Source organism: Sphingomonas sp. RIT328 (assembly GCF_000632225.1).
Classification (GTDB): Bacteria; Pseudomonadota; Alphaproteobacteria; order Sphingomonadales; family Sphingomonadaceae; genus Sphingomonas; species Sphingomonas kyungheensis.
In genome coordinates this window covers 25,790-47,262 of the sequence record NZ_JFYV01000020.1, presented here as the reverse complement: position 1 = coordinate 47,262, position 21,473 = coordinate 25,790, and the positions used below count along the sequence as shown (strand labels likewise).

Below are 21,473 nucleotides of genomic sequence, written 5' to 3'. Positions count from 1 at the left end.
CACGATCATGGCCCGCAGCCATCCGCTCGATCGCTATCGCAACATCGGCATCATGGCGCATATCGACGCCGGCAAGACGACCACGACCGAGCGCATCCTCTATTACACCGGCAAGTCCTACAAGATCGGCGAAGTGCACGAAGGCACCGCGACGATGGACTGGATGGAGCAGGAACAGGAGCGCGGCATCACGATCACGTCCGCCGCGACGACCTGCTTCTGGACGGCCGAGGAGGGCAAGGGCCTCGAGCATCGCATCAACATCATCGATACGCCGGGCCACGTCGACTTCACGATCGAGGTCGAGCGTTCGCTGCGCGTGCTCGACGGTGCGGTCGCCTGTTTCGACGGCGTTGCCGGCGTCGAGCCGCAGTCGGAGACGGTGTGGCGTCAGGCCGACAAGTACGGCGTGCCGCGGATGTGCTTCATCAACAAGCTCGACCGGACCGGCGCCGATTTCTATTTCTGCGTCGATTCGATCGTCGAGCGCCTCGGCGCGCGTCCGGCGGTGCTGTATCTGCCGATCGGTATCGAGGGTGGCTTCAAGGGCCTCGTCGACCTGGTCGAGAACCGCGCGATCATCTGGCTCGAAGAGAGCCTGGGCGCGAAGTTCGAATATCAGGCGATCCCCGACGATCTCGCCGAAAAGGCCGCCAAGTATCGCAGCGACCTGATCGAGATGGCCGTCGAGCAGGACGACGCGCTGATGGAAGCCTATCTCGAGGGCAACGAGCCGAGCACGGCCGACCTCAAGAAGCTGATCCGCAAGGGCACGCTCAACATGTCGTTCGTGCCGGTGGTGTGCGGCTCGGCGTTCAAGAACAAGGGCGTGCAGCCGCTGCTCGACGCGGTCGTCGACTATCTGCCGAGCCCGCTCGACGTGCCGGCGATCAAGGGCGTCAAGCTCGACGGCGAGACGCCGGACGAGCGCCCGTCGGACGATTCGGCGCCCTTCTCGGCGCTCGCGTTCAAGATCATGAACGATCCGTTCGTCGGGACGCTGACCTTCGCGCGCATCTATTCGGGCAAGCTCGAAGCGGCGTCGCAGGTGACCAACTCGGTCAAGGACAAGAAGGAAAAGGTCGGCCGCATGCTGCTGATGCATGCGAACGACCGCGAGGACATCCAGGTGGCCTATGCCGGCGACATCGTCGCGCTGGCGGGTCTCAAGGACACCACCACGGGTGACACGCTGTGCGCGATCAACGCGCCGATCATCCTCGAGCGGATGGAATTCCCCGAGCCGGTGATCGAGCTGTCGGTCGAGCCGAAGACCAAGGCCGACCAGGAGAAGATGGGCGTCGCGCTCAATCGTCTCGCCCGCGAGGACCCCTCGTTCCGCGTCTCGTCGGACTCCGAATCGGGCCAGACGATCATCAAGGGCATGGGTGAGCTTCACCTCGAAATCCTCGTCGATCGCATGAAGCGCGAGTTCAAGGTCGAGGCGAACGTCGGTGCGCCGCAGGTCGCCTATCGCGAATATCTCGCGAAGAAGGTCGACATCGACTACACCCACAAGAAGCAGTCGGGTGGTTCGGGTCAGTTCGGTCGCGTCAAGCTGACCGTCGTTCCCGGCGAGCGTGGTTCGGGCTTCCAGTTCTTCGACGAGGTCAAGGGCGGCAATATTCCGAAGGAATATATCCCCTCGGTCGAGAAGGGCATGCGCGAGACGGCCGAGACCGGATCGCTGATCGGCTTCCCGATCATCGATTTCGAGGTCCACCTGTATGACGGCGCCTACCATGACGTCGACTCGTCGGCGCTGGCGTTCGAAATCTGTGCGCGCGGCGCGATGCGCGAAGCGGCGCAGAAGGCCGGCATCAAGCTGCTCGAGCCGATCATGAAGGTCGAGGTCGTCACGCCCGAGGATTATCTCGGCGACGTCATCGGCGACATGAACAGCCGTCGCGGCCAGATCCAGGGCACCGACAGCCGCGGCAACGCGCAGACGGTCGAGGCGATGGTGCCGCTGGCCAACATGTTCGGCTACGTCAACCAGCTCCGCTCGTTCACCCAGGGCCGCGCGCAGTACAGCATGCAGTTCTCGCATTACGACGAAGTCCCGAGCAACGTCGCCGACGAGATCAAGGCGAAGATGGCGTGAGGCGCACGGGGCCAGGGCAACCTGGCCCCGGAATGCTGACCGGTCTGTCGGCAGGTCGCCGCAGCCGATCCCGTCCGCCGACACCGGATTTGCTCCGGTGCCGGTCGCTCCGGCGAAACGATTGTTTCGACTGGGCGACGGGCGGGCAGGGGCTGGCATAACCAATCAACACCCGCTAAAGGGCCGCGTTCGCGTGGCCCCGGCGGCACCGAATTCGAATCAGAAGGTAGGAAAATGGCTAAGGCAAAATTCGAGCGGAACAAGCCGCACCTCAACATCGGCACCATCGGCCACGTCGACCATGGCAAGACGTCGCTCACCGCCGCGATCACCAAGGTCCTGGCAGAGACGACCGGCGGCACCGCGGTCGACTTCGCGAACATCGACAAGGCTCCGGAAGAGCGCGAGCGCGGCATCACCATCTCGACCGCGCACGTCGAGTATGAGACGACCAACCGCCACTATGCGCACGTCGATTGCCCGGGCCACGCCGACTATGTGAAGAACATGATCACCGGCGCGGCGCAGATGGACGGCGCGATCCTCGTCGTCTCGGCGACCGACGGCCCGATGCCGCAGACCCGCGAGCACATCCTGCTCGCCCGCCAGGTCGGCGTGCCGGCGATGGTCGTGTTCATGAACAAGGTCGATCTGGTCGACGACGAGGAAATCCTCGAGCTGGTCGAGCTGGAAATCCGCGAGCTGCTCAGCTCGTACGAATTCCCGGGCGACGATATCCCCATCATCAAGGGTTCGGCGACCTGCGCGCTGTCGGGTTCGAACGACAAGTTCGGCAAGGACGCGGTCACCGAGCTGATGCAGGCGGTTGACGACTACATCCCGCAGCCCGAGCGCCCGCTCGACAAGCCGTTCATGATGCCGATCGAAGACGTGTTCTCGATCTCGGGTCGTGGTACGGTCGTCACCGGCCGCGTCGAGACCGGCATCGTCAAGGTCGGTGAGGAAGTCGAGATCGTCGGTATCCACCCGACCGTCCGCAAGACCACCGTCACCGGCGTCGAGATGTTCCGCAAGCTGCTCGACCAGGGCCAGGCCGGCGACAACGTCGGTGCGCTGATCCGCGGCGTCGCCCGTGACGAGGTCGAGCGTGGCCAGGTGCTCTGCAAGCCCGGCTCGATCAAGCCGCACACCGACTTCCAGTCGGAAGTGTACGTGCTGTCGAAGGAAGAGGGTGGCCGTCACACGCCGTTCTTTGCCAACTATCGTCCGCAGTTCTACTTCCGCACCACGGACGTGACCGGTACCGTCGAGCTGCCCGAGGGCACCGAGATGGTGATGCCGGGCGACAACATCGCCCTCGGCATCAAGCTGATCGCGCCGATCGCGATGGACGTCGGCCAGCGCTTCACCATCCGTGAGGGCGGTCGTACCGTCGGCGCGGGCGTCGTGAGCGGCATCGACAAGTAAGTCGCCGTACCGGCGGTCCGCCGCCGGCACGATCAACAGCGGCCCGGCTCTCCAAAAAAGGAGAGTCGGGCCGTTGCTATTTTATGAGGGCTCCTTTAAGGCGCGCCCTCCAAGTTTTACTGAGTTACGGCTCTTTCTCGTCGTCGCGCGGCATCCGTCATAACGGGCCGGGCGATCTCATCCCGCCGGTCCAGCACCAGCGGCACGAGTCCTCCGCCCAGCCGGCGGTGGAGACGGCCGGGGTCGTGCTCCTTCGCATCGGTAGGGATCATGGACAGCAATATCCGCATTCGCCTCAAGGCGTTCGATCATCGTGTGCTCGACCAGGCGACCGGCGACATCGCCGACACCGCGCGCCGCACCGGCGCGCTCATCCGCGGCCCGATTCCGCTGCCGACCCGCATCGAGAAGTTCACCGTCAACCGCGGTCCGCACATCGACAAGAAGTCGCGCGAGCAGTTCGAGGTGCGCACCTACAAGCGTATGCTCGACATCGTCCAGCCGACCCCGCAGACGGTCGACGCGCTGATGAAGCTCGACCTCGCCGCCGGTGTTGACGTCGAGATCAAGCTGGCGTAATGGCCCGCATCCCGCGGTCGACGTGAGTCCCGCGGGTTTGCTGTTTTCCGCCTCTGGCGAAACAGCGGTTTGGGATCTCCGCCTCGCGCGGAGCACCTGACAGACACGAGATACCGCCGGCCGCTTCGGTTGCCGGGACAGCGTCTCCCGTCATGTTCCCGGCAACGGGAACGACCAGCCCGGGACGGGGCGACGTGCATACAATCGGGTTGGGCGGCGCCTTTTGCGAGGCGCCACACGCACGTACGGGAATGGTCCCGGGCGTGCCTCTGTTGAGGAGTGACGGATCATGCGCACTGGCGTGATCGCGAAGAAAATGGGTATGACCCGCCTGTTCCAGGATGATGGCCGCCACGTGCCGGTCACCGTCCTGCAGCTCGAAGGCTTGCAGGTCATTGCCCGTCGCGAACAGGATCGTGATGGCTACACCGCCGTCCAGCTTGGCGCTGGCGTCGCCAAGGCCAAGAATGTCGCCAAGCCGCAGCGCGGCCACTTCGGCAAGGCCGAAGTCGAGCCCAAGGCGGTGGTTGCCGAATTCCGCGTCAGCGAGGACAATCTCCTCGACGTCGGCGCAGAGATCTCGGCCGAGCATTTCGTTGCCGGCCAGCTGGTCGATATCCAGGGTCGTACCCAGGGTAAGGGCTTTGCCGGCGGCATGAAGCGCTGGAACTTCGCCGGTCTGCGCGCGACGCACGGCGTGTCGGTCTCGCACCGCTCGCTCGGTTCGACCGGCCAGCGTCAGGATCCGGGCAAGGTCTTCAAGAACAAGAAGATGGCCGGTCACATGGGCGACCGTAACCGCACCCAGCAGAACCTCGAGATCGTCGGTACCGACGTCGAGCGCGGCCTGATCTTCGTCAAGGGCTCGGTGCCCGGATCGAAGGGCGGCTGGCTGTTCGTCAAGGACGCGGTCAAGGTCAAGGCGCATGCCGACGCTCCGTACCCCGCCAGCCTGAAGCAGGCTGCCAACAGCAACACCGCAGCCGACACGCCCGCAGAGACGAGCGCGCCGGAAGCTACCGACGGCCAGGAGGGCTGAACGTGAAGGTCAAGGTTCAATCCTTCGCCGGCACCGCTGCGGCGGACGTCGAGCTCAACGACGAGGTCTTCGGCCTCGATCCGCGCGCCGACATCCTGCACCGCGTGGTCACCTGGCAGCTCGAGAAGCGCCGCGAGACGGCCCGTGGCACGCGTGAGCGCGCCGACGTCGCCCGGTCGGGCAAGAAGTTCGGTCGCCAGAAGGGCGGCGGTACCGCCCGTCACGGCGATCGCCGCGCTCCCGTCTTCATCGGCGGTGGTAAGGCCCACGGCGCCCGCGTCCGTGACTTCAACCCGTCGCTGAACAAGAAGATTCGCGCGCTCGGCCTGAAGATGGCGCTCAGCAGCCATGCCAAGGCCGGCTCGCTGATCGTCATGGACAGCATCGCGGTCGAGAACAACAAGACCAAGACGCTGGTCGGCGATCTCGCCAAGCTCGGCTTCGGCAAGACGGCGCTGGTCATCGACGGCGACGCCGTCGAGACGAGCTTCGCGCTCGCCGCGGGCAACCTGCACGGCATCAACGTGCTGCCGAGCGCCGGTGCCAACGTCTACGACATCCTGAAGGCTGACACGCTGGTGCTGACCCGCGCGGCGGTCGAGAAGCTGGAGGCTCGCTTCAATGGCTAAGCAGCAGAAGGCCGTCGACAACCGTCACTATGACGTGATCGTCGCGCCGCACATCACCGAAAAGGCGACTTTGCTCTCCGAGCATAACGCCGTCGTGTTCAAGGTCGCGGGAGACGCGACCAAGCCCGAGATCAAGGCGGCCGTCGAGGCTCTCTTCGACGTCACCGTGACCGGCGTGAATACGATCGTCCAGAAGGGCAAGACCAAGAAGTGGAAGGGCGCTCCTTACCAGCGCTCTGACATCAAGAAGGCCATTGTCACCCTGAAGGACGGCCAGTCCATCGACGTGACGACGGGGATCTAAGGGTCATGGCACTCAAGCATTACAACCCGACGAGCCCGGCCCGCCGCGGCCTGATCCTCGTCGACAAATCCGCGCTCTACAAGGGCAAGCCGGTCAAGGCGCTTACCGAAGGCAAGCGCAAGACCGGTGGTCGCAACAACAAGGGTCATGTGACCTCGCGCGGCATCGCCGGCGGTCACAAGCAGAAGTATCGCTACGTCGACTTCAAGCGTCGCAAGTGGGACGTCGAAGGCACGGTCGAGCGTCTGGAATATGACCCCAACCGCACCGCGTTCATCGCGCTGGTGAAGTATGCCGACGAAGAGCTGGCCTACATCATCGCGCCGCAGCGGCTCGCGCCGGGCGACAAGGTGCTCGCCGCCAAGAAGACCGACACCAAGCCGGGCAACGCCATGGAGCTGGGCCAGGTCCCGGTCGGCACCATCGTCCACAACGTGGAGATGAAGCCGGGCAAGGGTGGTCAGATCGCGCGTTCGGCCGGCACCTATGTGCAGGTCGTCGGCCGTGACCGCGGCATGGTCATCGTCCGCCTCAACTCGGGCGAGCAGCGCTACATCCGTGGCGAGTGCATGGCGACGGTCGGTGCGGTGTCGAACCCGGACAACCAGAACCAGAACCTCGGCAAGGCCGGGCGTTCGCGCTGGATGGGCAAGCGTCCGCTGACCCGCGGCGTCGCCAAGAACCCGGTCGACCATCCGCACGGCGGTGGTGAAGGCCGGACCTCGGGCGGCCGTCATCCGGTCACCCCGTGGGGCAAGCCGACCAAGGGTGCGCGCACCCGTCACAATAAGTCGACCGACAAGATGATCATCCGGTCGCGTCATTCGACCAAGAGGAAGGGCTAAACCATGGCTCGTTCAGTCTGGAAGGGCCCGTTCGTCGAACTGAGCCTTCTGAAGAAGGCGGAAACTGCGCAGGATGCCGGTGGCCGCGCGCCGATCAAGACCTGGTCGCGTCGCTCCACCATCCTGCCGTCGTTCGTCGGCCTCACGTTCAACGTCTACAACGGCCGCAAGTTCGTGCCGGTGTCGGTCAACGAAGAGATGGTCGGCATGAAGCTGGGTGAGTTCGCGCCGACGCGCTACTTCCCGGGTCACGCCGCTGACAAGAAGGGCAAGCGCTGATGAGCAAGCCTGTATCCCCCCGCAAGGTCGGCGAGAAGGAAGCGCTCGCGGTCGCGACGCAGATCCGCGGTTCGGCGCAGAAGCTGAACCTGGTCGCGGCGCTGATCCGCAACAAGCCGGTCGGCGATGCGATGAGCATCCTGCAGTTCTCGACCAAGGCGATGGCGGTCGACGCGCGCAAGGTGCTGGCCTCGGCCATCGCCAACGCCGAGAACAACCACAACCTCGACGTCGACGCGCTCGTCGTCGCCGAGGCGTCGGTCGGCAAGTCGATCACCATGAAGCGCTTCGCGACCCGCGGCCGTGGCAAGTCCACCCGCATCCTGAAGCCGTTCAGCCGTCTGCGCATCGTCGTGCGCGAGCAGGAAGAAGCATAATGGGTCACAAGAGCAACCCGATCGGCATGCGGCTCCAGATCAACCGCACCTGGGACAGCCGCTGGTTCGCCGAAGGCCATGACTATGGCCAGCTGCTGCTGGAGGATCTCAAGATCCGCGCCTTCATCATGAAGACGCTGCCGCAGGCCGCCATCTCCAAGGTCGTCATCGAGCGTCCGGCCAAGCTGTGCCGCATCTCGATCTTCGCCGCCCGTCCCGGTGTCATCATCGGCAAGAAGGGCTCGGACATCGAGAAGCTGCGCAAGACGATCGGCGCGATGACCAAGTCCGACGTGTCGCTGAACATCGTCGAGATCCGCAAGCCCGAGATCGACGCCAAGCTCGTCGCGCAGGGCATCGCCGACCAGCTGGAGCGCCGTATCGCGTTCCGCCGGGCGATGAAGCGCGCGGTGCAGTCGGCGATGCGCCTGGGTGCCGACGGCATCCGCGTCGCCTGCGGCGGCCGTCTCGGCGGCGCCGAGATCGCGCGTTCGGAAAGCTATCGCGAAGGTCGCGTTCCGCTGCACACGCTGCGCGCGAACATCGATTATGCCGAGGCCCAGGCCCACACGTCCTACGGCGTGTGCGGCGTCAAGGTCTGGGTCTTCAAGGGCGAGATCCTCGGCCATGACCCGATGGCGCAGGACCGGCTGATGATGGAGGCCCAGACCTCCGGCGTCCGCCCGGCCCGCGACGACCGTCGTTAAGGACTGACACGACATGTTGCAGCCAAAGCGCACCAAATTCCGCAAGGCCTTCAAGGGCCGTATCCACGGCGACGCCAAGGGCGGCACCAGCCTCAACTTCGGGTCGTACGGCCTGAAGGCGATGGAGCCGGACCGGATCACCGCACGCCAGATCGAGGCGGCCCGCCGCGCGATCACGCGTCACATCAAGCGCCAGGGGCGTTTGTGGATCCGCATCTTCCCGGACGTGCCGGTCTCGTCGAAGCCCGCCGAAGTCCGCATGGGCTCGGGCAAGGGCAGCCCTGAGTTCTGGGCCGCCCGCGTCAAGCCGGGCCGGATCCTGTTCGAGCTCGACGGCGTCGAGGGCAAGATCGCCGCGGAGGCGTTCGAGCGCGCCGCGATGAAGCTCCCGATCAAAGTCAAGGTCGTCGCCCGCCTGGGTGACACCAGCCACCTCGGAGGCGAGTAACCATGGCAAAGTCTGATTTTCAGAGCCAGAGCGACGACCAGCTGACCGAGAGCCTCGGCCAGCTGAAGCGCGAGCAGTTCAACCTCCGCTTCCAGGCGGCGACGAACCAGCTCGAGAAGCCGAGCCGCGTCAAGGAAGTCCGTCGCGACATCGCGCGGATCAAGACCCTCCAGGCGCAGCGCACCAGCGCTGCTCCTGCCAAGTAAGGAACATCAGATGCCGAAGCGCGTGCTGACCGGACTGATCGTGTCCGACAAGGGCGACAAGACGGTGGTCGTGAACGTGGAGCGCAAGGTCAAGCACCCGCTCTACGGCAAGATCATCCGCCGCTCGAAGAAGTACCACGCCCATGACGAGGCGAACGAGTACAAGCAGGGCGAAACCGTGCGGATCGAAGAGACCGCACCGATCTCCAAGCTGAAGACCTGGAAGGTCGTCGATCGGGTCAACACCCATGCGACGCCCGAGCGGGTCGACGTCGACGCATAATTCTCTGCCGGCTTCGGCCGGCGGATGAACAGGGCAGGGCTTGCGTCCTGCCAGCGGAGTGGTTACAGGGCCGCTCCCCCGGTGCAGTCCGCTGCGCCGGGGTCATTGTTTTAGGCGGGGCTGGGTCGGTATCCACCCCATGAGTAGAGAAGGAAGATGGATCGATGATCCAGATGCAATCCAATCTCGACGTCGCTGACAATAGCGGCGCGAAGCGGGTGCAGTGCATCAAGGTGCTGGGCGGCTCGAAGCGTCGTACCGCCACCGTCGGCGACATCATCGTCGTCAGCATCAAGGAAGCACAGCCCCGCGGCAAGGTGAAGAAGGGTGACGTGCATCGCGCCGTCATCGTCCGCACCGCCAAGGACATCCACCGTGCCGATGGCTCGACCATCCGCTTCGACGGCAACGCCGCCGTCCTGGTCAACAAGAACGAGGAGCCGATCGGCACCCGTATCTTCGGCCCGGTCGTGCGCGAGCTGCGCGGCAAGAAGCACATGAAGATCATCTCTCTCGCTCCCGAGGTGCTGTAATGGCCGCCGCGAAGATCAAGAAGGGTGACCAGGTTGTCGTCCTGTCCGGCAAGGACAAGGGCAAGACCGGCACCGTCACCCAGGCGATGCCGAAGGACGGCAAGGTGATCGTGGGTGGCGTCAACGTCGCGACCCGTCACCGCAAGCCGACCCAGGCGAACCCGCAGGGCGGTCTCGAGAAGGTCGAGGCGCCGCTGCACATCTCGAAGGTCGCGCACGTGACCGCCGACGGCAAGCCGACCCGCGTCCGTTTCGAGACGCAGGATGGCAAGAAGGTCCGCGTGGCCGTGAAGACGGGAGCCAAGATCGATGGCTGATGCCTACAAGCCCCGCATGAAGGGCATCTACGAGGACACGATCATCAAGGCGATGGTCGAGAAGTTCGGCTACAAGAACGTCAACGAGATCCCGCGGATCGAGAAGATCGTGCTCAACATGGGCGTCGGCGAGGCGACCCAGGACAAGAAGCGCGTCGATCAGGCCGCATCCGAGATGGAGTTGATCGCGGGCCAGAAGCCGGTGATCACCAAGGCGAAGAAGTCGATCGCGCAGTTCAAGCTGCGTGAGGGCATGCCGATCGGCGTTAAGGTCACCCTTCGCCGCGAGCGCATGTACGAATTCCTCGACCGGTTCATCACGATCGCGCTGCCCCGCGTCCGCGACTTCCGTGGCCTCAACCCGAAGAGCTTCGACGGCCGTGGCAATTACGCCTGCGGCATCAAGGAGCAGATCGTGTTCCCGGAGATCAACTATGACCGCATCGACAAGGTGCGCGGCATGGACGTGATCGTCACCACCACCGCGAAGACCGACGACGAGGCGCGCGAGCTGCTGCGTCTGTTCGGCTTCCCGTTCCCTCAGCCCGAGGCTGAGCAGCAGAAGCAGGCTGCGTGAGCAGCGCTGCCGTCCTGAAGTAAGGAAGAGAGCTTAAGTCCATGGCGAAACTGAGTTCGATCAACAAGAATGAGCGTCGCAAGAAGCTTGTGAAGCAATATGCTCCCAAGCTGGCGAAGCTGAAGGCGATGGCCAATGACCTGAGCCTCGACGAGAGCGAGCGGCTGATCGCCCGCCTCAAGATGGCGGAACTGCCGCGCAACGCGAACCCGACCCGGATCCGCAACCGTTGCGAGATCACCGGCCGCCCGCGTGCCTATTACCGCAAGTTCCGTCTCGCCCGTGTGATGCTCCGCGATCTGGCCAATAAGGGCATGATCCCCGGTCTCACCAAGTCGAGCTGGTAAGGAATCATCATGGCAGTGACCGATCCCCTGGGTGACCTGCTCACCCGCATCCGCAACGGCCAGCGCGCCAAGAAGGACTCCGTCCTCTCGCCGGCGTCGAAGCTGCGCATCCGCGTGCTCGACGTGCTGCAGCGCGAAGGCTATATCCGTGGCTATAGCGACGAGCAGATGGGCCCCGCCGCGGGCGTTCGCATCGAGCTGAAGTATTTCGAAGGCCAGCCGGCGATCAAGCATGTCGCGCGCGTCTCGAAGCCCGGCCGCCGCGTCTATTCCGGTTCGCAGGAACTGCCGCGCGTCCGCAACGGCCTCGGCATCACCATCGTCTCGACGCCGCGTGGCGTTCTGTCCGACGCGGAAGCGCGCGAGCAGAATGTCGGTGGCGAAGTGCTCGCGGAGGTCTTCTGATGAGCCGCATCGGCAAGAAGTCGGTCCCCGTACCGGCGAACGTCACCCCGACGATCAGCAACGGCGTCATCAGCATGAAGGGCCCCAAGGGCACCCTGACCATGCCGATGCGCGATGAGATCAGCTACACGCTGGAAGACGGCGGCATCTCGGTGCAGCCGGCGAATGACACCAAGCGCGCCCGTGCCTTCTGGGGCATGCAGCGCACGATGGTGCAGAACCTCGTCACCGGCGTGACCGACGGCTTTACCAAGAAGCTGCTCATCACCGGCGTTGGCTATCGCGCCGCGGCGCAGGGTCGCACGCTCAAGTTGCAGCTCGGCTACAGCCACGACGTCAACATCGACGTGCCGGAAGGCATCGAGGTCAAGACGCCCGACGCGACGACCGTCGAGATCAGCGGCTCGGACAAGCAGAAGGTCGGCCAGCTGGCCGCGGAAATCCGTCAGTGGCGCAAGCCCGAGCCGTACAAGGGCAAGGGCATCAAGTACGACGGCGAGTTCATCTTCCGCAAGGAAGGGAAAAAGAAGTAATGAGCACCAAGGGTCTCTCTCTCTTCGCGAAGCGCCGTCGGCGCAATCGTACCGCGCTGAAGGCGCGTGCCGGCACCCGTCCGCGGCTGTCGGTGCATCGTTCGGGCAAGCACATCTATGCCCAGGTCATCGACGACGTCGCCGGCAAGACCGTCGCGTCGGCCTCGACGCTGGAAAAGGACGTGCGCGACCAGTCGGGCGCGAACATCGCGGCGGCGACGGCCGTCGGCACCCGCGTGGCGGAAGCGGCGAAGGCCGCGGGCGTGACGCAGGTCGTGTTCGATCGCGGTGGCTTCCTGTTCCATGGCCGCGTCAAGGCGCTGGCGGAAGCGGCGCGTGCCGCCGGATTGGAGTTCTAATATGGCTGACGAGAACAACGTGCAGCCCGCAGCGGCTGAAGGCGCCACCCCGGACGCCGGCGCAGCGCAGGGCGGCCAGCAGGGCGGCTTCGCCGGCCGTGGCGGTCCGCGTGGCGGCCGTGGCGGCGGCAGCGGTCGCGGTCCCGGTGGCCCCGGCGGCAATCGTGGTGGTCGTGACGGCGGCCGTGGCGGTCGTCGCGACGATCGTCGCGGCGGTCAGGACGACGGCGGTGAAGAGCTGATCGAGAAGCTGGTCCACATCAACCGCGTCTCGAAGACGGTGAAGGGCGGCAAGCGCTTCGGCTTCGCGGCGCTGGTCGTCGTGGGCGACGGCAAGGGCCGGGTCGGCTTCGGTCACGGCAAGGCGCGCGAAGTGCCGGAAGCCATCTCCAAGGCCACTGCGGCCGCGAAGAAGGCGATGGTCCGCGTGCCGCTCAAGGACGGTCGCACGCTGCATCACGACGGCAACGGCCACTTCGGTGCCGGTCGCGTGACGCTGCGCTCGGCGCCGCAGGGCACCGGCATCATCGCGGGTGGCCCGATGCGCGCCATCTTCGAATCGCTCGGCGTGGCCGACGTGGTGACCAAGTCGGTCGGTACGTCCAACCCGTACAACATGATCCGCGCCACCTTCGAGGCGCTGGGGGATCAGACTTCGCCGAAGTCGGTCGCACAGCGTCGTGGCAAGAAGATCGCCGACCTGCTCGGCCGCGGTGGGTCGCAGACCGCCGAGGCGGATGCTGCGGCCGTCGTGGAGTAATCGAAATGGCGACGATCAAGATCAAGCAGACCGGTTCGCCGATCCGCCGCACCAAGGATCAGCGCGCGACGCTGATCGGCCTCGGCCTCAACAAGATGCACAAGGTCTCGGAGCTGCAGGACAGCCCCGAGGTCCGCGGGATGATCCGCAAGGTGCAGCACATGGTCGAAGTGCAGGGCTAAGCCCTCGCTCCGAACCCAGTGACAAATACGGGGAAGGGGGCTAGGCGGCCCCCTTCCTTTTTCCATCAGCGCGACAAAAGCGAAAGCGAGTGCATATCATGAAACTGAACGATCTCCGCGACAACCAGGGTGCCCGCAAGTCCAAGATCCGCGTCGGACGCGGTATCGGCTCGGGCAAGGGCAAGACGGGCGGCCGCGGCGTCAAGGGTCAGAAGAGCCGCGAGGGCGTCAGCATCGCCGGCTTCGAAGGCGGCCAGATGCCGCTCCACATGCGTCTGCCGAAGCGCGGCTTCAACAACATCTTCGCCAAGGATTATGCCGAGGTGAACACCGGCGCGATCCAGAAGGCGATCGATTCGGGCAAGCTGTCGGCCGAGGGCACGATCGACCAGGCGGCGCTCAAGGCGGCCGGCCTCGTCCGTGGCGGCAAGGACGGCGTGCGTCTGCTCGCCAAGGGTGAGCTGACCACCAAGCTCGCCTTCCACGTCGCCGGCGCTTCGGCGGGTGCGCGTGCGCAGGTCGAGAAGACCGGCGGTTCGCTCGATATCCCGACGATCGTCCCCGCCGCCGAGAAGGCTGCCGCCAAGAAGGGCGTGCAGTACAAGGCGCGTCAGGAAAAGAAGGCGTCGTTCAAGGCGTAACGCCGGTTGTCTCCATTCGCCTTGCCGGACCGGGTTCGGCAGGGCGGGGAGCGACCGCGGGCTCGATAAAGAGCCGAACGTCGAGCGTCGCGATTAGACAAGGCGCGTTGAGCGCTTATATGAGCGGCGGGGCGGTTCAAACGCATCCCGCCGTTTTTGTTTCCAGGACACACGCATGGCATCCGCAGCCGACCAGATGGCGCAAAGCATCAGCCTCGCGAAATTCGCGCAGGCGACCGACCTCAAGAAGCGGCTGTGGTTCACGATCGGCGCGCTGATCGTCTTCCGGCTGCTGAGCTATGTGCCGTTGCCGGGCATCGACCCGACTGCGCTCGGCCTGCTCAGCCAGCGCACCACGGGCGGCGTGCTCGATTTCTTCAACACCTTCTCGGGCGGATCGCTCAGCCGCATGTCGCTGATCGCGCTCGGCGTGATGCCGTACATCACCGCCTCGATCGTCGTGCAGCTGTCGACCTCGCTGTCGCCGCAGCTCGCCGCGATCAAGAAGGAGGGCGAATCGGGCCGCAAGAAGCTCAACCAGTACACCCGCTACGGCACCGTCGCGCTGACCGCGATCCAGGGCTATTTCATCGCCGTCGGGCTCGAGGCGCTGTCGGCGAGCAACGGCGTCGCCGCGGTGATCGAGCCGGGCATGACCTTCCGCATCGCCGCGGTGATCTCGCTGATCGGCGGCACGATGTTCCTGATGTGGCTGGGCGAGCAGATCACCAGCCGCGGCATCGGCAACGGCGTGTCGCTCATCATCATGGCCGGCATCGTCGCGCATCTGCCGACGACCCTGGTCAATCTGCTCGAGGGCGGCCGGTCCGGGTCGATCGACGCGGTGCGGCTGATCGGCATCATCGTCGCGGTCGTCGCGCTGATCCTGTTCATCTGCTTCATGGAGCGCGCGCAGCGCCGCATCCTGATCCAATATCCCAAGCGCCAAACGCAGCGCGGCATGCAGGCGGATCGCAGCCACCTGCCGCTCAAGATCAACACCGCGGGCGTCATCCCGCCAATTTTCGCCTCGTCGCTGCTGCTGATGCCGCTGACGATCAGCCAGTTCGCCGGCCAGCGCGTCGCGGGTCAGTCGAAGTGGGGCGATTTCATCATCACCCTCAACCAGTATCTGGCGCACGGCCAGCCGGTGTACATGGCACTCTACGCCGCCGGCATCATCTTCTTCTCGTTCTTCTACACCGCGATCGTCTTCAATCCGGAAGAGACCGCCGACAATCTGAAGCGCTATGGCGGGTTCATCCCCGGCATCCGCCCGGGCAAGAACACCGAGAATTATTTCGACTATGTGCTGACGCGGATCACCGTGATCGGGGCGGCCTATCTGACGATCATCTGCCTGCTGCCGGAATATCTGGTGTCGGCGCTGTCGATCCCCTTCTATCTCGGCGGCACCAGCCTGCTGATCGTCGTCAACGTGACGATGGATACGGTGACGCAGATCCAGAGCCATCTGCTGGCGCATCAATATGGCGACCTGATCAAGAAGGCGAAGCTGAAGGGCGGGCGCCTCCGTTAATCTCGGTCCACGAGCCAAACAGGGAGTGCTCGCGTGAACATCATCCTTCTCGGGCCGCCAGGGGCGGGCAAGGGCACCCAGGCGCAGGCGCTGATGGCGACGCGCGGGATGCAGCAATTGTCGACCGGCGACATGCTGCGCGCTGCGGTCAAGGCGGGCACGCCCGTCGGGCTGCAGGCCAAGGCGGTGATGGAGGCGGGCGAGCTCGTCTCCGACGCGATCGTCTCGGCGCTGATCGGCGAGCGGCTCGATCAGGGGGTCGGGGGCGGCGCGATCTTCGACGGCTATCCGCGCACCGCCGCGCAGGCGATGGCGCTTGACGAACTGCTCGACGCGCGCGGCATGACGCTCGACCACGTCATCGAGCTGGAAGTGGACGAGGCGGCGTTGATCGAGCGCGTCGAGGGCCGCTACACCTGCGCGACCTGCGGTGAGGGCTATCACGACCGGTTCAAGCTGCCGGCGGTGGCGGGCGTCTGCGACGTCTGCGGCGGCACCGAATTCAAGCGCCGTCCCGACGACAATGCCGCGACGGTGCAGACGCGGATGGCCGAATATCGCGCCAAGACCGCGCCGATCCTGCCGATCTACGAAGCGCGCGGGCTGGTGCAGCGCGTCAACGGCATGGCCGACATCGATCACGTCACGCAGGCGATCGCGACGATCCTCGACGGCGAGGCGTAACGGCGCGGGAGGGTATTTGCCGCGTTGGCGGTTGGTGTTCTCCCTTCGCTTCTCCCCTAATCTGGTCATCCCGGCGAAGGCCGGGATCCATGGATACGGTGTCGCCAGCGACTGCGCGCCTCATCCTTGTTCCGTGTCCATGGATCCCGGCTTTCGCCGGGATGACGAAGGAAGGGGAGATGTCACGCCCCCGCATCCCCTCACATTGCCACGGCTATGAATTTAATGTCATAATCCGGTCACGGCCCCGCTACCTTGGCGAGCCTAAGTTGTGCCTCACGGTCGCAGCAACGGTCGGCAAGGTTGACGAGATCGGTACCCGACACTCCCGGGGGTGCCGTAGGGGCCGGCGGAAGGGATGCTTTCCGCCGGTCTTTCCGTTGGGAATGGAGGCGTGAGCAAACCATCGTGAGCCGCAAGATCCTGATCGTCGAGGATGATAGCTCGACCGCCGCCTATCTCGCCAAGGGCCTGTCCGAGGCCGGCTATTCCGTCGAATCCGCGCGGGATGGCCGAGACGGCCTGTTCCTCGCCAGCGAGGGAATCTTCGACCTGATCATCGCCGACCGGATGTTGCCGGGCCTCGACGGCCTGTCGATGGTCAGCGCGATCCGCGCCGCGGGCATCGATACGCCGGTACTGGTGCTGTCCGCGCTCGCCGCGGTCGACGATCGCGTCGACGGCCTCAAGGCCGGCGCCGACGACTATCTCTGCAAGCCCTTCTCCTTCGCCGAACTGTCGGCGCGGATCGAGGCGCTCGTCCGCCGCAGCGATCGTGTCGCCACCGAGCCGACCAAGACCAAGCTCGCGGTCGGCGATCTGGAGATCGACCTGCTCGCCCGCCACGTCACCCGCGCCGGCCGCAACATCCCGCTCGGCGCGCGTGAGTTCAACCTGCTCGAATTCCTCGCCCGCCACGCCGGCCAGGTGGTCACCCGCACGATGATGCTCGAGAAGATCTGGAACTATCATTTCGATCCGGGTTCGAACGTCGTCGACGTGCATATCGGCCGCCTGCGTCGCAAGCTCGAGGACGGTTTCCCGTCGCCGATCCTGCACACCGTGCGCGGTGCCGGTTATCGTCTTGCGGCCGATCCCGTCTAATCGAGGTTCGCTTTTGACGATGGCTCGGCTAGGTCGGGTCATGCGTCTGTCCGTCACCGCCCGCATCGCCCTGCTGTCGATCGCGCTGGCGCTGGTATCCAACCTCGTGCTGGTTGGTTTCGTGTGGAAACAGACGGATGCGGCGGTGCTCGGCACCGTCCGGCGCGAGACGATCGAGCAATCCGATGCGATGCGGGCGATCTACCGGGCCGATGGCCTGACCGCGGTGACCGAGGCGATCGAACATGCCCGCGTCGCCGGTGACACCGCGCTCCTGCTCGCGGTGCTCGACCGCAGCGGCACCCGCATCGCCGGCTATGCGCCCGCGCGCATCCCGGTGCCGCTGACCCCGACCACCTTCCGCGTCGCCGATTTCGATCCCGGCGCCGCCACCAACGACATCGGCTATACGCTGCGCCCGATCGGCGACCACTGGCTGCTGACCGGGCGGCGGCTCGATCTCGTCGAGGCGGAGCGGCATGCGATCGAGGATGCGCTGGCGGTGGCGGTGCTGCTGTCGCTGGTGCTCGGCGTCGCGGCGGGGCTGGTCCTCGCCCGCTATGTCGGGATGCGGCTCAACCGCATCGCCGCGGTGATCGAGGCGGCGGGGGAGGGCGATCTGTCGCGCCGCGTGCCGGTCGCGCCGGCGCGTCGCGACGCCTTCGACCGGCTCGCCAACCAGCTCAACCTGATGCTCGCCAAGCTCGAACGGCTGATGGTCGAGCTGCGCGTCGTCACCGATTCGATGGCGCACGATCTGCGCTCGCCGCTGACCCGGCTGCGCACCAAGACCGAACAGGCGGTGCTGATCGCCGATCCCGCGGCGCGCGAGGCGGCGCTCGGCGGCCTGCTGGTCGAGACCGACCTGGTCATGCGGATGCTGACGATGGTGATCGAGATCAGCCGCTCCGAATCGGTGTCGCGCGAACGCTTCATCCTCGTCGAGCCGGCCGAACTGGTCGAGGAGATCGCCGAACTTTACGAGCCGGTGGCGGAAGAGGCGGGCTTCGCCTTCACCGTCGCGATCGATCCGTCGGCGCCGGCGATGCTGCTGCACCGCGAACTGCTCAGCCAGGCGATCACCAATCTGATCGACAATGCCCTGAAACATGCGGCGAGCGGCAAGACGCTCACGCTGCGCCTCGTCTGTCACGCGCAGGAGATTGCGATCCAGGTCGAGGATCGCGGCAGCGGCATCGCGGTGGCCGATCGCGCACAGGCGCTCAAGCGCTTCGGTCGCCTCGACGCGGCGCGCACCACGCCGGGGGCGGGGCTTGGCATGGCGCTGATCGAGGCGGTGGCGCGGTTGCACAACGGCCGGTTCGAGCTTGCCGACAACGTGCCGGGACTGGTCGCGCGGATCGTGCTGCCGGTGACGTGAACGGCCGGCCCGGGTTTATCGAGGTCCGGCGCTCACACGCTCCGTCACCAGCCCGCATCCTGAACCCCGCGCCGTCCCCCGCGATCCGGACGCTCGTCGCGTTTCATGCCCGGCCGATGGTTAACCTCTTGTCAGGCGCAGCGGGATAAGGCTGGAGCCGGTTGAGCGTGCGGCCGGGGGGCTGCGCGGGGGCTTTGCGCCGGTGACGGCAAGAGGAGCATTATGCTTGGGGCGATCGTCTTTACGTACAGCATGCTGATGAGTTTCGTTCTGCAGGGCGCGAGCCGCAACGCCAGGCTGGCGCGGCCCAATCCGCCGATGCTGCAATATGTCGGCTATCTGCTCTGCGGCCTGTCGGCAGGGCTGTCGATCATGCTGCTGATCATGGCCTTCACCGCCAGGGCGCCGTTCCCGCTGATGTGACGGGCGCGGGCGCGCACCGGCCGTGATTGGCGACGGGAACCAGTCGCTTGACACCGCGTTTGCGCGCGCCTACCTGCACCGGTCTTCGACATACCGGTATCCGGCGACGCGCGGACTGCGCTCGTCGCCTTTTGCGTGAAATGCGGACCGCCGGTGTGGTGCGAAGGATGCGACGAGATGGAGCGCGTGCGGCCATGCCGTGCTCCGTGGAGCTAGGAGAAACATTTCATGGCACGTATCGCGGGTGTCAACATCCCGACCAACAAGCGCGTGGTGATCGCGCTGACCTACATCCACGGCATTGGCCTGACCAAGTCGAAGGAAATCACTGCCAAGCTGAACATCGCGCCCGAGCGTCGTGTTCAGGACCTGACCGATCAGGAAGTGCTCCAGATCCGCGAGACGATCGACGCCGATCACACCGTGGAAGGCGATCTGCGTCGCGAAACCGCGATGAACATCAAGCGCCTGATGGATCTCGCCTGCTACCGTGGCCTGCGTCACCGCAAGGGCCTGCCGGTCCGCGGCCAGCGCACGCACACCAACGCGCGCACCCGCAAGGGCAAGGCGAAGCCGATCGCGGGCAAGAAGAAGTAATTCGTCCGGGGGACGAATTGCTCCGCCGGAGGCTGGTACGAGGCTGATTGCCTCCCGGCTTCCGCCTCAGGACTAAAGGTCAGGAATACCCATAATGGCACGTGAACCGCAGCGTATTCGCCGTCGCGAACGCAAGAACATCACCGCCGGCGTCGCGCACGTGAACGCCAGCTTCAACAACACCATGATCACCATCACCGACGCGCAGGGCAATGCCATCTCGTGGTCGTCGGCCGGTGCGATGGGCTTCAAGGGCAGCCGCAAGTCGACGCCGTACGCCGCGCAGGTCGCTGCGGAAGACGCCGGCAAGAAGGCCGCCGAGCACGGCGTCCGCACCCTTGAAGTCGAGGTCAAGGGCCCGGGTTCGGGCCGCGAATCGGCGCTTCGCGCGCTGCAGGCGGTCGGTTTCCAGATCACCTCGATCCGCGACGTCACCTCGATCCCGCACAATGGCGTGCGGCCGTCGAAGCGTCGCCGCGTCTGATCTTCCACGCGCCGGCTGACGAGTCGGCGCGTTTTTCTCCCGGCTGGAGCTGCCCCCGTTCCGGCCCAAATTAGGGGACACCTGTGTCTGTCAATGCAAAGAACTGGCAGGAACTGAAGAAGCCCAACGGCCTTGAGAAAAAGGGCGGCGACGGCAAGCGGAAGGCGACCTTCGTCGCCGAGCCGCTGGAGCGTGGCTTCGGCCTGACGCTCGGCAACGCATTGCGTCGCGTGCTGCTCTCCTCGCTGCAGGGCGCGGCCGTGACCTCGATCAAGATCGAGAACGTGCTGCACGAATTTTCGAGCCTCGCCGGCGTGCGCGAGGACGTCACCGACATCGTCCTCAACGTCAAACAGATCGCGATCCGCATGCAGGGCGAAGGCCCCAAGCGGCTCCAGCTGTCGGCGACGGGTCCGGGCGAGGTCAAGGCCGGCGATATCGCCGTGTCGGGCGACATCGAGGTGATGAACCCCGATCTCGTGCTCTGCCACCTCGATGAGGGCGCGACGCTCAACATGGAGCTGACCGCCGATATCGGGAAGGGCTATGTCCCGGCGACCGCCAACCGTCCGGCCGATGCGCCGATCGGCCTGATCCCGGTCGACGCGCTCTACTCGCCGGTGCGCCAGGTGTCGTACAAGGTCGACCCGACCCGCGTCGGTCAGGACCTCGATTATGACAAGCTGACGCTGACGATCGAGACCGACGGCACCGTCACGCCCGAGGATGCGGTGGCCTATGCCGGCCGTATCCTGCAGGACCAGCTCGCGCTGTTCGTGCACTTCGACGATTCGGCGATCACCCGTTCGTCCGCTCCGATCGGCCAGGCGGCTGCTCCGGCGGCTGGCGGCGACGCGGCCGGCGACACGCAGCAGATCAACCGCTATCTGCTCAAGAAGGTCGACGAGCTCGAACTGTCGGTGCGTTCGGCCAACTGCCTCAAGAACGACAATATCATCTATATCGGTGATCTCGTCGGCAAGACCGAGGCGGAGATGCTCCGGACCCCGAACTTCGGCCGCAAGTCGCTCAACGAGATCAAGGAAGTCCTCTCGTCGATGGGCCTGCGCCTCGGCATGGAGATCCCGGGCTGGCCGCCCGAGAACATCGAAGAGATGGCCAAGAAGCTCGAGCAGGAGATCATGGGCTGAGCCGCAGCGGGATAGCCCTGCTATCTCGAAGACGGCGATAGCCCGGCCGACGGGCAGGAGCGCGACACAGTCGCAATCCTGCCCGTCCGACGTGACCGATGCGGCTTCGCCGCATCGCCACCCGGCGGCCCCAGGAACGCGCGTCCACCGTGCGATCCGATCTGTACAAGGGCCCGAATGGCGGTGGCCCGTTACGAACCGCCTGGTCTGGGGATTCCGTCAAACGG

Annotated in this window: 31 protein-coding genes; all 31 read left to right on the top strand. The window is 65.4% G+C overall.

All coding sequences use genetic code 11. The features are described from left to right. Positions 1 to 7 precede the first annotated feature (7 nt). The 31 genes from fusA to BW41_RS10115 all read left to right on the top strand — a co-directional run bounded on the left by fusA (position 8) and on the right by BW41_RS10115 (position 21,246). On the top strand, positions 8 to 2,104 hold the full coding sequence (gene fusA, locus BW41_RS10265; RefSeq protein WP_037534180.1) for an elongation factor G: 2,097 nt from the start codon (positions 8 to 10) through the stop codon (positions 2,102 to 2,104). A 234-nt stretch (positions 2,105 to 2,338) separates the two neighbouring features. Then, positions 2,339 to 3,532, top strand: coding sequence for an elongation factor Tu (gene tuf, locus BW41_RS10260; protein ID WP_037534177.1), 1,194 nt, complete (start codon positions 2,339 to 2,341; stop codon positions 3,530 to 3,532). 270 nt (positions 3,533 to 3,802) lie between these two features. Beyond that, on the top strand, positions 3,803 to 4,111 hold the full coding sequence (gene rpsJ / locus BW41_RS10255) for a 30S ribosomal protein S10 (protein ID WP_007406109.1): 309 nt from the start codon (positions 3,803 to 3,805) through the stop codon (positions 4,109 to 4,111). Between the two features lie 289 nt (positions 4,112 to 4,400). After that, entirely contained in the window at positions 4,401 to 5,150 is a 750-nt protein-coding gene (rplC, locus tag BW41_RS10250) for a 50S ribosomal protein L3 (RefSeq protein WP_037534176.1), read from the top strand. A gap of 2 nt (positions 5,151 to 5,152) precedes the next feature. Beyond that, positions 5,153 to 5,779 carry a 50S ribosomal protein L4 gene (rplD, locus tag BW41_RS10245; RefSeq protein WP_037534173.1) on the top strand — a complete coding sequence of 209 codons (627 nt, stop codon included), beginning with the start codon at positions 5,153 to 5,155 and terminating at the stop codon, positions 5,777 to 5,779. Further along, positions 5,772 to 6,083, top strand: a complete 312-nt coding sequence (locus tag BW41_RS10240) for a 50S ribosomal protein L23 (protein ID WP_037534171.1) — start codon at positions 5,772 to 5,774, stop codon at positions 6,081 to 6,083. The genes rplD and BW41_RS10240 overlap by 8 nt, the downstream gene beginning before the upstream one ends. 5 nt (positions 6,084 to 6,088) lie before the next feature. Continuing rightward, entirely contained in the window at positions 6,089 to 6,928 is an 840-nt protein-coding gene (gene rplB / locus BW41_RS10235; RefSeq protein WP_037534170.1) for a 50S ribosomal protein L2, read from the top strand. 3 nt (positions 6,929 to 6,931) lie between these two features. Then, a complete protein-coding gene (gene rpsS / locus BW41_RS10230) occupies positions 6,932 to 7,207 on the top strand; it encodes a 30S ribosomal protein S19 (protein WP_037534168.1) in 276 nt (91 codons plus the stop codon). Further along, entirely contained in the window at positions 7,207 to 7,584 is a 378-nt protein-coding gene (rplV, locus tag BW41_RS10225) for a 50S ribosomal protein L22 (protein WP_037534166.1), read from the top strand. Before rpsS ends, rplV begins: the two co-directional genes overlap by 1 nt. Beyond that, positions 7,584 to 8,291, top strand: a complete 708-nt coding sequence (rpsC, locus tag BW41_RS10220; protein ID WP_037534164.1) for a 30S ribosomal protein S3 — start codon at positions 7,584 to 7,586, stop codon at positions 8,289 to 8,291. The genes rplV and rpsC overlap by 1 nt, the downstream gene beginning before the upstream one ends. Positions 8,292 to 8,304: 13 nt before the next feature. Next, positions 8,305 to 8,739, top strand: a complete 435-nt coding sequence (gene rplP / locus BW41_RS10215) for a 50S ribosomal protein L16 (protein WP_037534163.1) — start codon at positions 8,305 to 8,307, stop codon at positions 8,737 to 8,739. A gap of 2 nt (positions 8,740 to 8,741) precedes the next feature. Beyond that, entirely contained in the window at positions 8,742 to 8,945 is a 204-nt protein-coding gene (rpmC, locus tag BW41_RS10210; protein WP_037534162.1) for a 50S ribosomal protein L29, read from the top strand. A 10-nt stretch (positions 8,946 to 8,955) separates the two neighbouring features. Next, complete coding sequence (rpsQ, locus tag BW41_RS10205) at positions 8,956 to 9,228, top strand: 30S ribosomal protein S17 (RefSeq protein ID WP_037534161.1); 273 nt, start codon at positions 8,956 to 8,958, stop codon at positions 9,226 to 9,228. Positions 9,229 to 9,392: 164 nt separating this feature from the next. Further along, on the top strand, positions 9,393 to 9,761 hold the full coding sequence (gene rplN, locus BW41_RS10200) for a 50S ribosomal protein L14 (RefSeq protein ID WP_037534160.1): 369 nt from the start codon (positions 9,393 to 9,395) through the stop codon (positions 9,759 to 9,761). Next, the gene (gene rplX / locus BW41_RS10195) at positions 9,761 to 10,078 is read left to right on the top strand and encodes a 50S ribosomal protein L24 (RefSeq protein ID WP_037534157.1); all 318 of its coding nucleotides are present in this window, start codon (positions 9,761 to 9,763) and stop codon (positions 10,076 to 10,078) included. Before rplN ends, rplX begins: the two co-directional genes overlap by 1 nt. Further along, on the top strand, positions 10,071 to 10,655 hold the full coding sequence (gene rplE, locus BW41_RS10190) for a 50S ribosomal protein L5 (protein ID WP_037534156.1): 585 nt from the start codon (positions 10,071 to 10,073) through the stop codon (positions 10,653 to 10,655). The genes rplX and rplE overlap by 8 nt, the downstream gene beginning before the upstream one ends. A gap of 41 nt (positions 10,656 to 10,696) precedes the next feature. Beyond that, a complete protein-coding gene (gene rpsN, locus BW41_RS10185; RefSeq protein WP_037534154.1) occupies positions 10,697 to 11,002 on the top strand; it encodes a 30S ribosomal protein S14 in 306 nt (101 codons plus the stop codon). A 9-nt stretch (positions 11,003 to 11,011) separates the two neighbouring features. Beyond that, the gene (rpsH, locus tag BW41_RS10180; RefSeq protein ID WP_037534152.1) at positions 11,012 to 11,407 is read left to right on the top strand and encodes a 30S ribosomal protein S8; all 396 of its coding nucleotides are present in this window, start codon (positions 11,012 to 11,014) and stop codon (positions 11,405 to 11,407) included. Then, positions 11,407 to 11,940 (top strand): 50S ribosomal protein L6, encoded by a 534-nt coding sequence (rplF, locus tag BW41_RS10175; RefSeq protein ID WP_037534150.1) that lies wholly within the window; start codon positions 11,407 to 11,409, stop codon positions 11,938 to 11,940. Before rpsH ends, rplF begins: the two co-directional genes overlap by 1 nt. Then, positions 11,940 to 12,299 (top strand): 50S ribosomal protein L18, encoded by a 360-nt coding sequence (gene rplR, locus BW41_RS10170; RefSeq protein ID WP_037534148.1) that lies wholly within the window; start codon positions 11,940 to 11,942, stop codon positions 12,297 to 12,299. The genes rplF and rplR overlap by 1 nt, the downstream gene beginning before the upstream one ends. A 1-nt stretch (position 12,300) precedes the next feature. Continuing rightward, positions 12,301 to 13,059, top strand: a complete 759-nt coding sequence (gene rpsE / locus BW41_RS10165) for a 30S ribosomal protein S5 (protein ID WP_037534146.1) — start codon at positions 12,301 to 12,303, stop codon at positions 13,057 to 13,059. A 5-nt stretch (positions 13,060 to 13,064) separates the two neighbouring features. Further along, positions 13,065 to 13,241 carry a 50S ribosomal protein L30 gene (gene rpmD, locus BW41_RS10160; protein WP_037534144.1) on the top strand — a complete coding sequence of 59 codons (177 nt, stop codon included), beginning with the start codon at positions 13,065 to 13,067 and terminating at the stop codon, positions 13,239 to 13,241. Between the two features lie 98 nt (positions 13,242 to 13,339). After that, positions 13,340 to 13,882 carry a 50S ribosomal protein L15 gene (gene rplO, locus BW41_RS10155; protein ID WP_037534143.1) on the top strand — a complete coding sequence of 181 codons (543 nt, stop codon included), beginning with the start codon at positions 13,340 to 13,342 and terminating at the stop codon, positions 13,880 to 13,882. A gap of 175 nt (positions 13,883 to 14,057) precedes the next feature. After that, complete coding sequence (gene secY, locus BW41_RS10150; protein ID WP_037534142.1) at positions 14,058 to 15,422, top strand: preprotein translocase subunit SecY; 1,365 nt, start codon at positions 14,058 to 14,060, stop codon at positions 15,420 to 15,422. A gap of 33 nt (positions 15,423 to 15,455) precedes the next feature. Then, positions 15,456 to 16,106 carry an adenylate kinase gene (locus BW41_RS10145; RefSeq protein WP_037534139.1) on the top strand — a complete coding sequence of 217 codons (651 nt, stop codon included), beginning with the start codon at positions 15,456 to 15,458 and terminating at the stop codon, positions 16,104 to 16,106. A 408-nt stretch (positions 16,107 to 16,514) separates the two neighbouring features. Then, a complete protein-coding gene (locus BW41_RS10140) occupies positions 16,515 to 17,210 on the top strand; it encodes a winged helix-turn-helix domain-containing protein (RefSeq protein WP_037534137.1) in 696 nt (231 codons plus the stop codon). A gap of 40 nt (positions 17,211 to 17,250) precedes the next feature. After that, entirely contained in the window at positions 17,251 to 18,591 is a 1,341-nt protein-coding gene (locus BW41_RS10135) for a sensor histidine kinase (RefSeq protein ID WP_037534135.1), read from the top strand. A gap of 258 nt (positions 18,592 to 18,849) precedes the next feature. Next, the gene (locus tag BW41_RS10130; protein WP_373276440.1) at positions 18,850 to 19,014 is read left to right on the top strand and encodes a hypothetical protein; all 165 of its coding nucleotides are present in this window, start codon (positions 18,850 to 18,852) and stop codon (positions 19,012 to 19,014) included. A 228-nt stretch (positions 19,015 to 19,242) separates the two neighbouring features. After that, a complete protein-coding gene (rpsM, locus tag BW41_RS10125) occupies positions 19,243 to 19,611 on the top strand; it encodes a 30S ribosomal protein S13 (RefSeq protein ID WP_037534131.1) in 369 nt (122 codons plus the stop codon). 94 nt (positions 19,612 to 19,705) lie between these two features. Then, positions 19,706 to 20,095, top strand: coding sequence for a 30S ribosomal protein S11 (gene rpsK / locus BW41_RS10120; protein ID WP_037534130.1), 390 nt, complete (start codon positions 19,706 to 19,708; stop codon positions 20,093 to 20,095). 83 nt (positions 20,096 to 20,178) lie between these two features. Then, positions 20,179 to 21,246 carry a DNA-directed RNA polymerase subunit alpha gene (locus BW41_RS10115; protein ID WP_037534126.1) on the top strand — a complete coding sequence of 356 codons (1,068 nt, stop codon included), beginning with the start codon at positions 20,179 to 20,181 and terminating at the stop codon, positions 21,244 to 21,246. Positions 21,247 to 21,473: the final 227 nt, after the last annotated feature.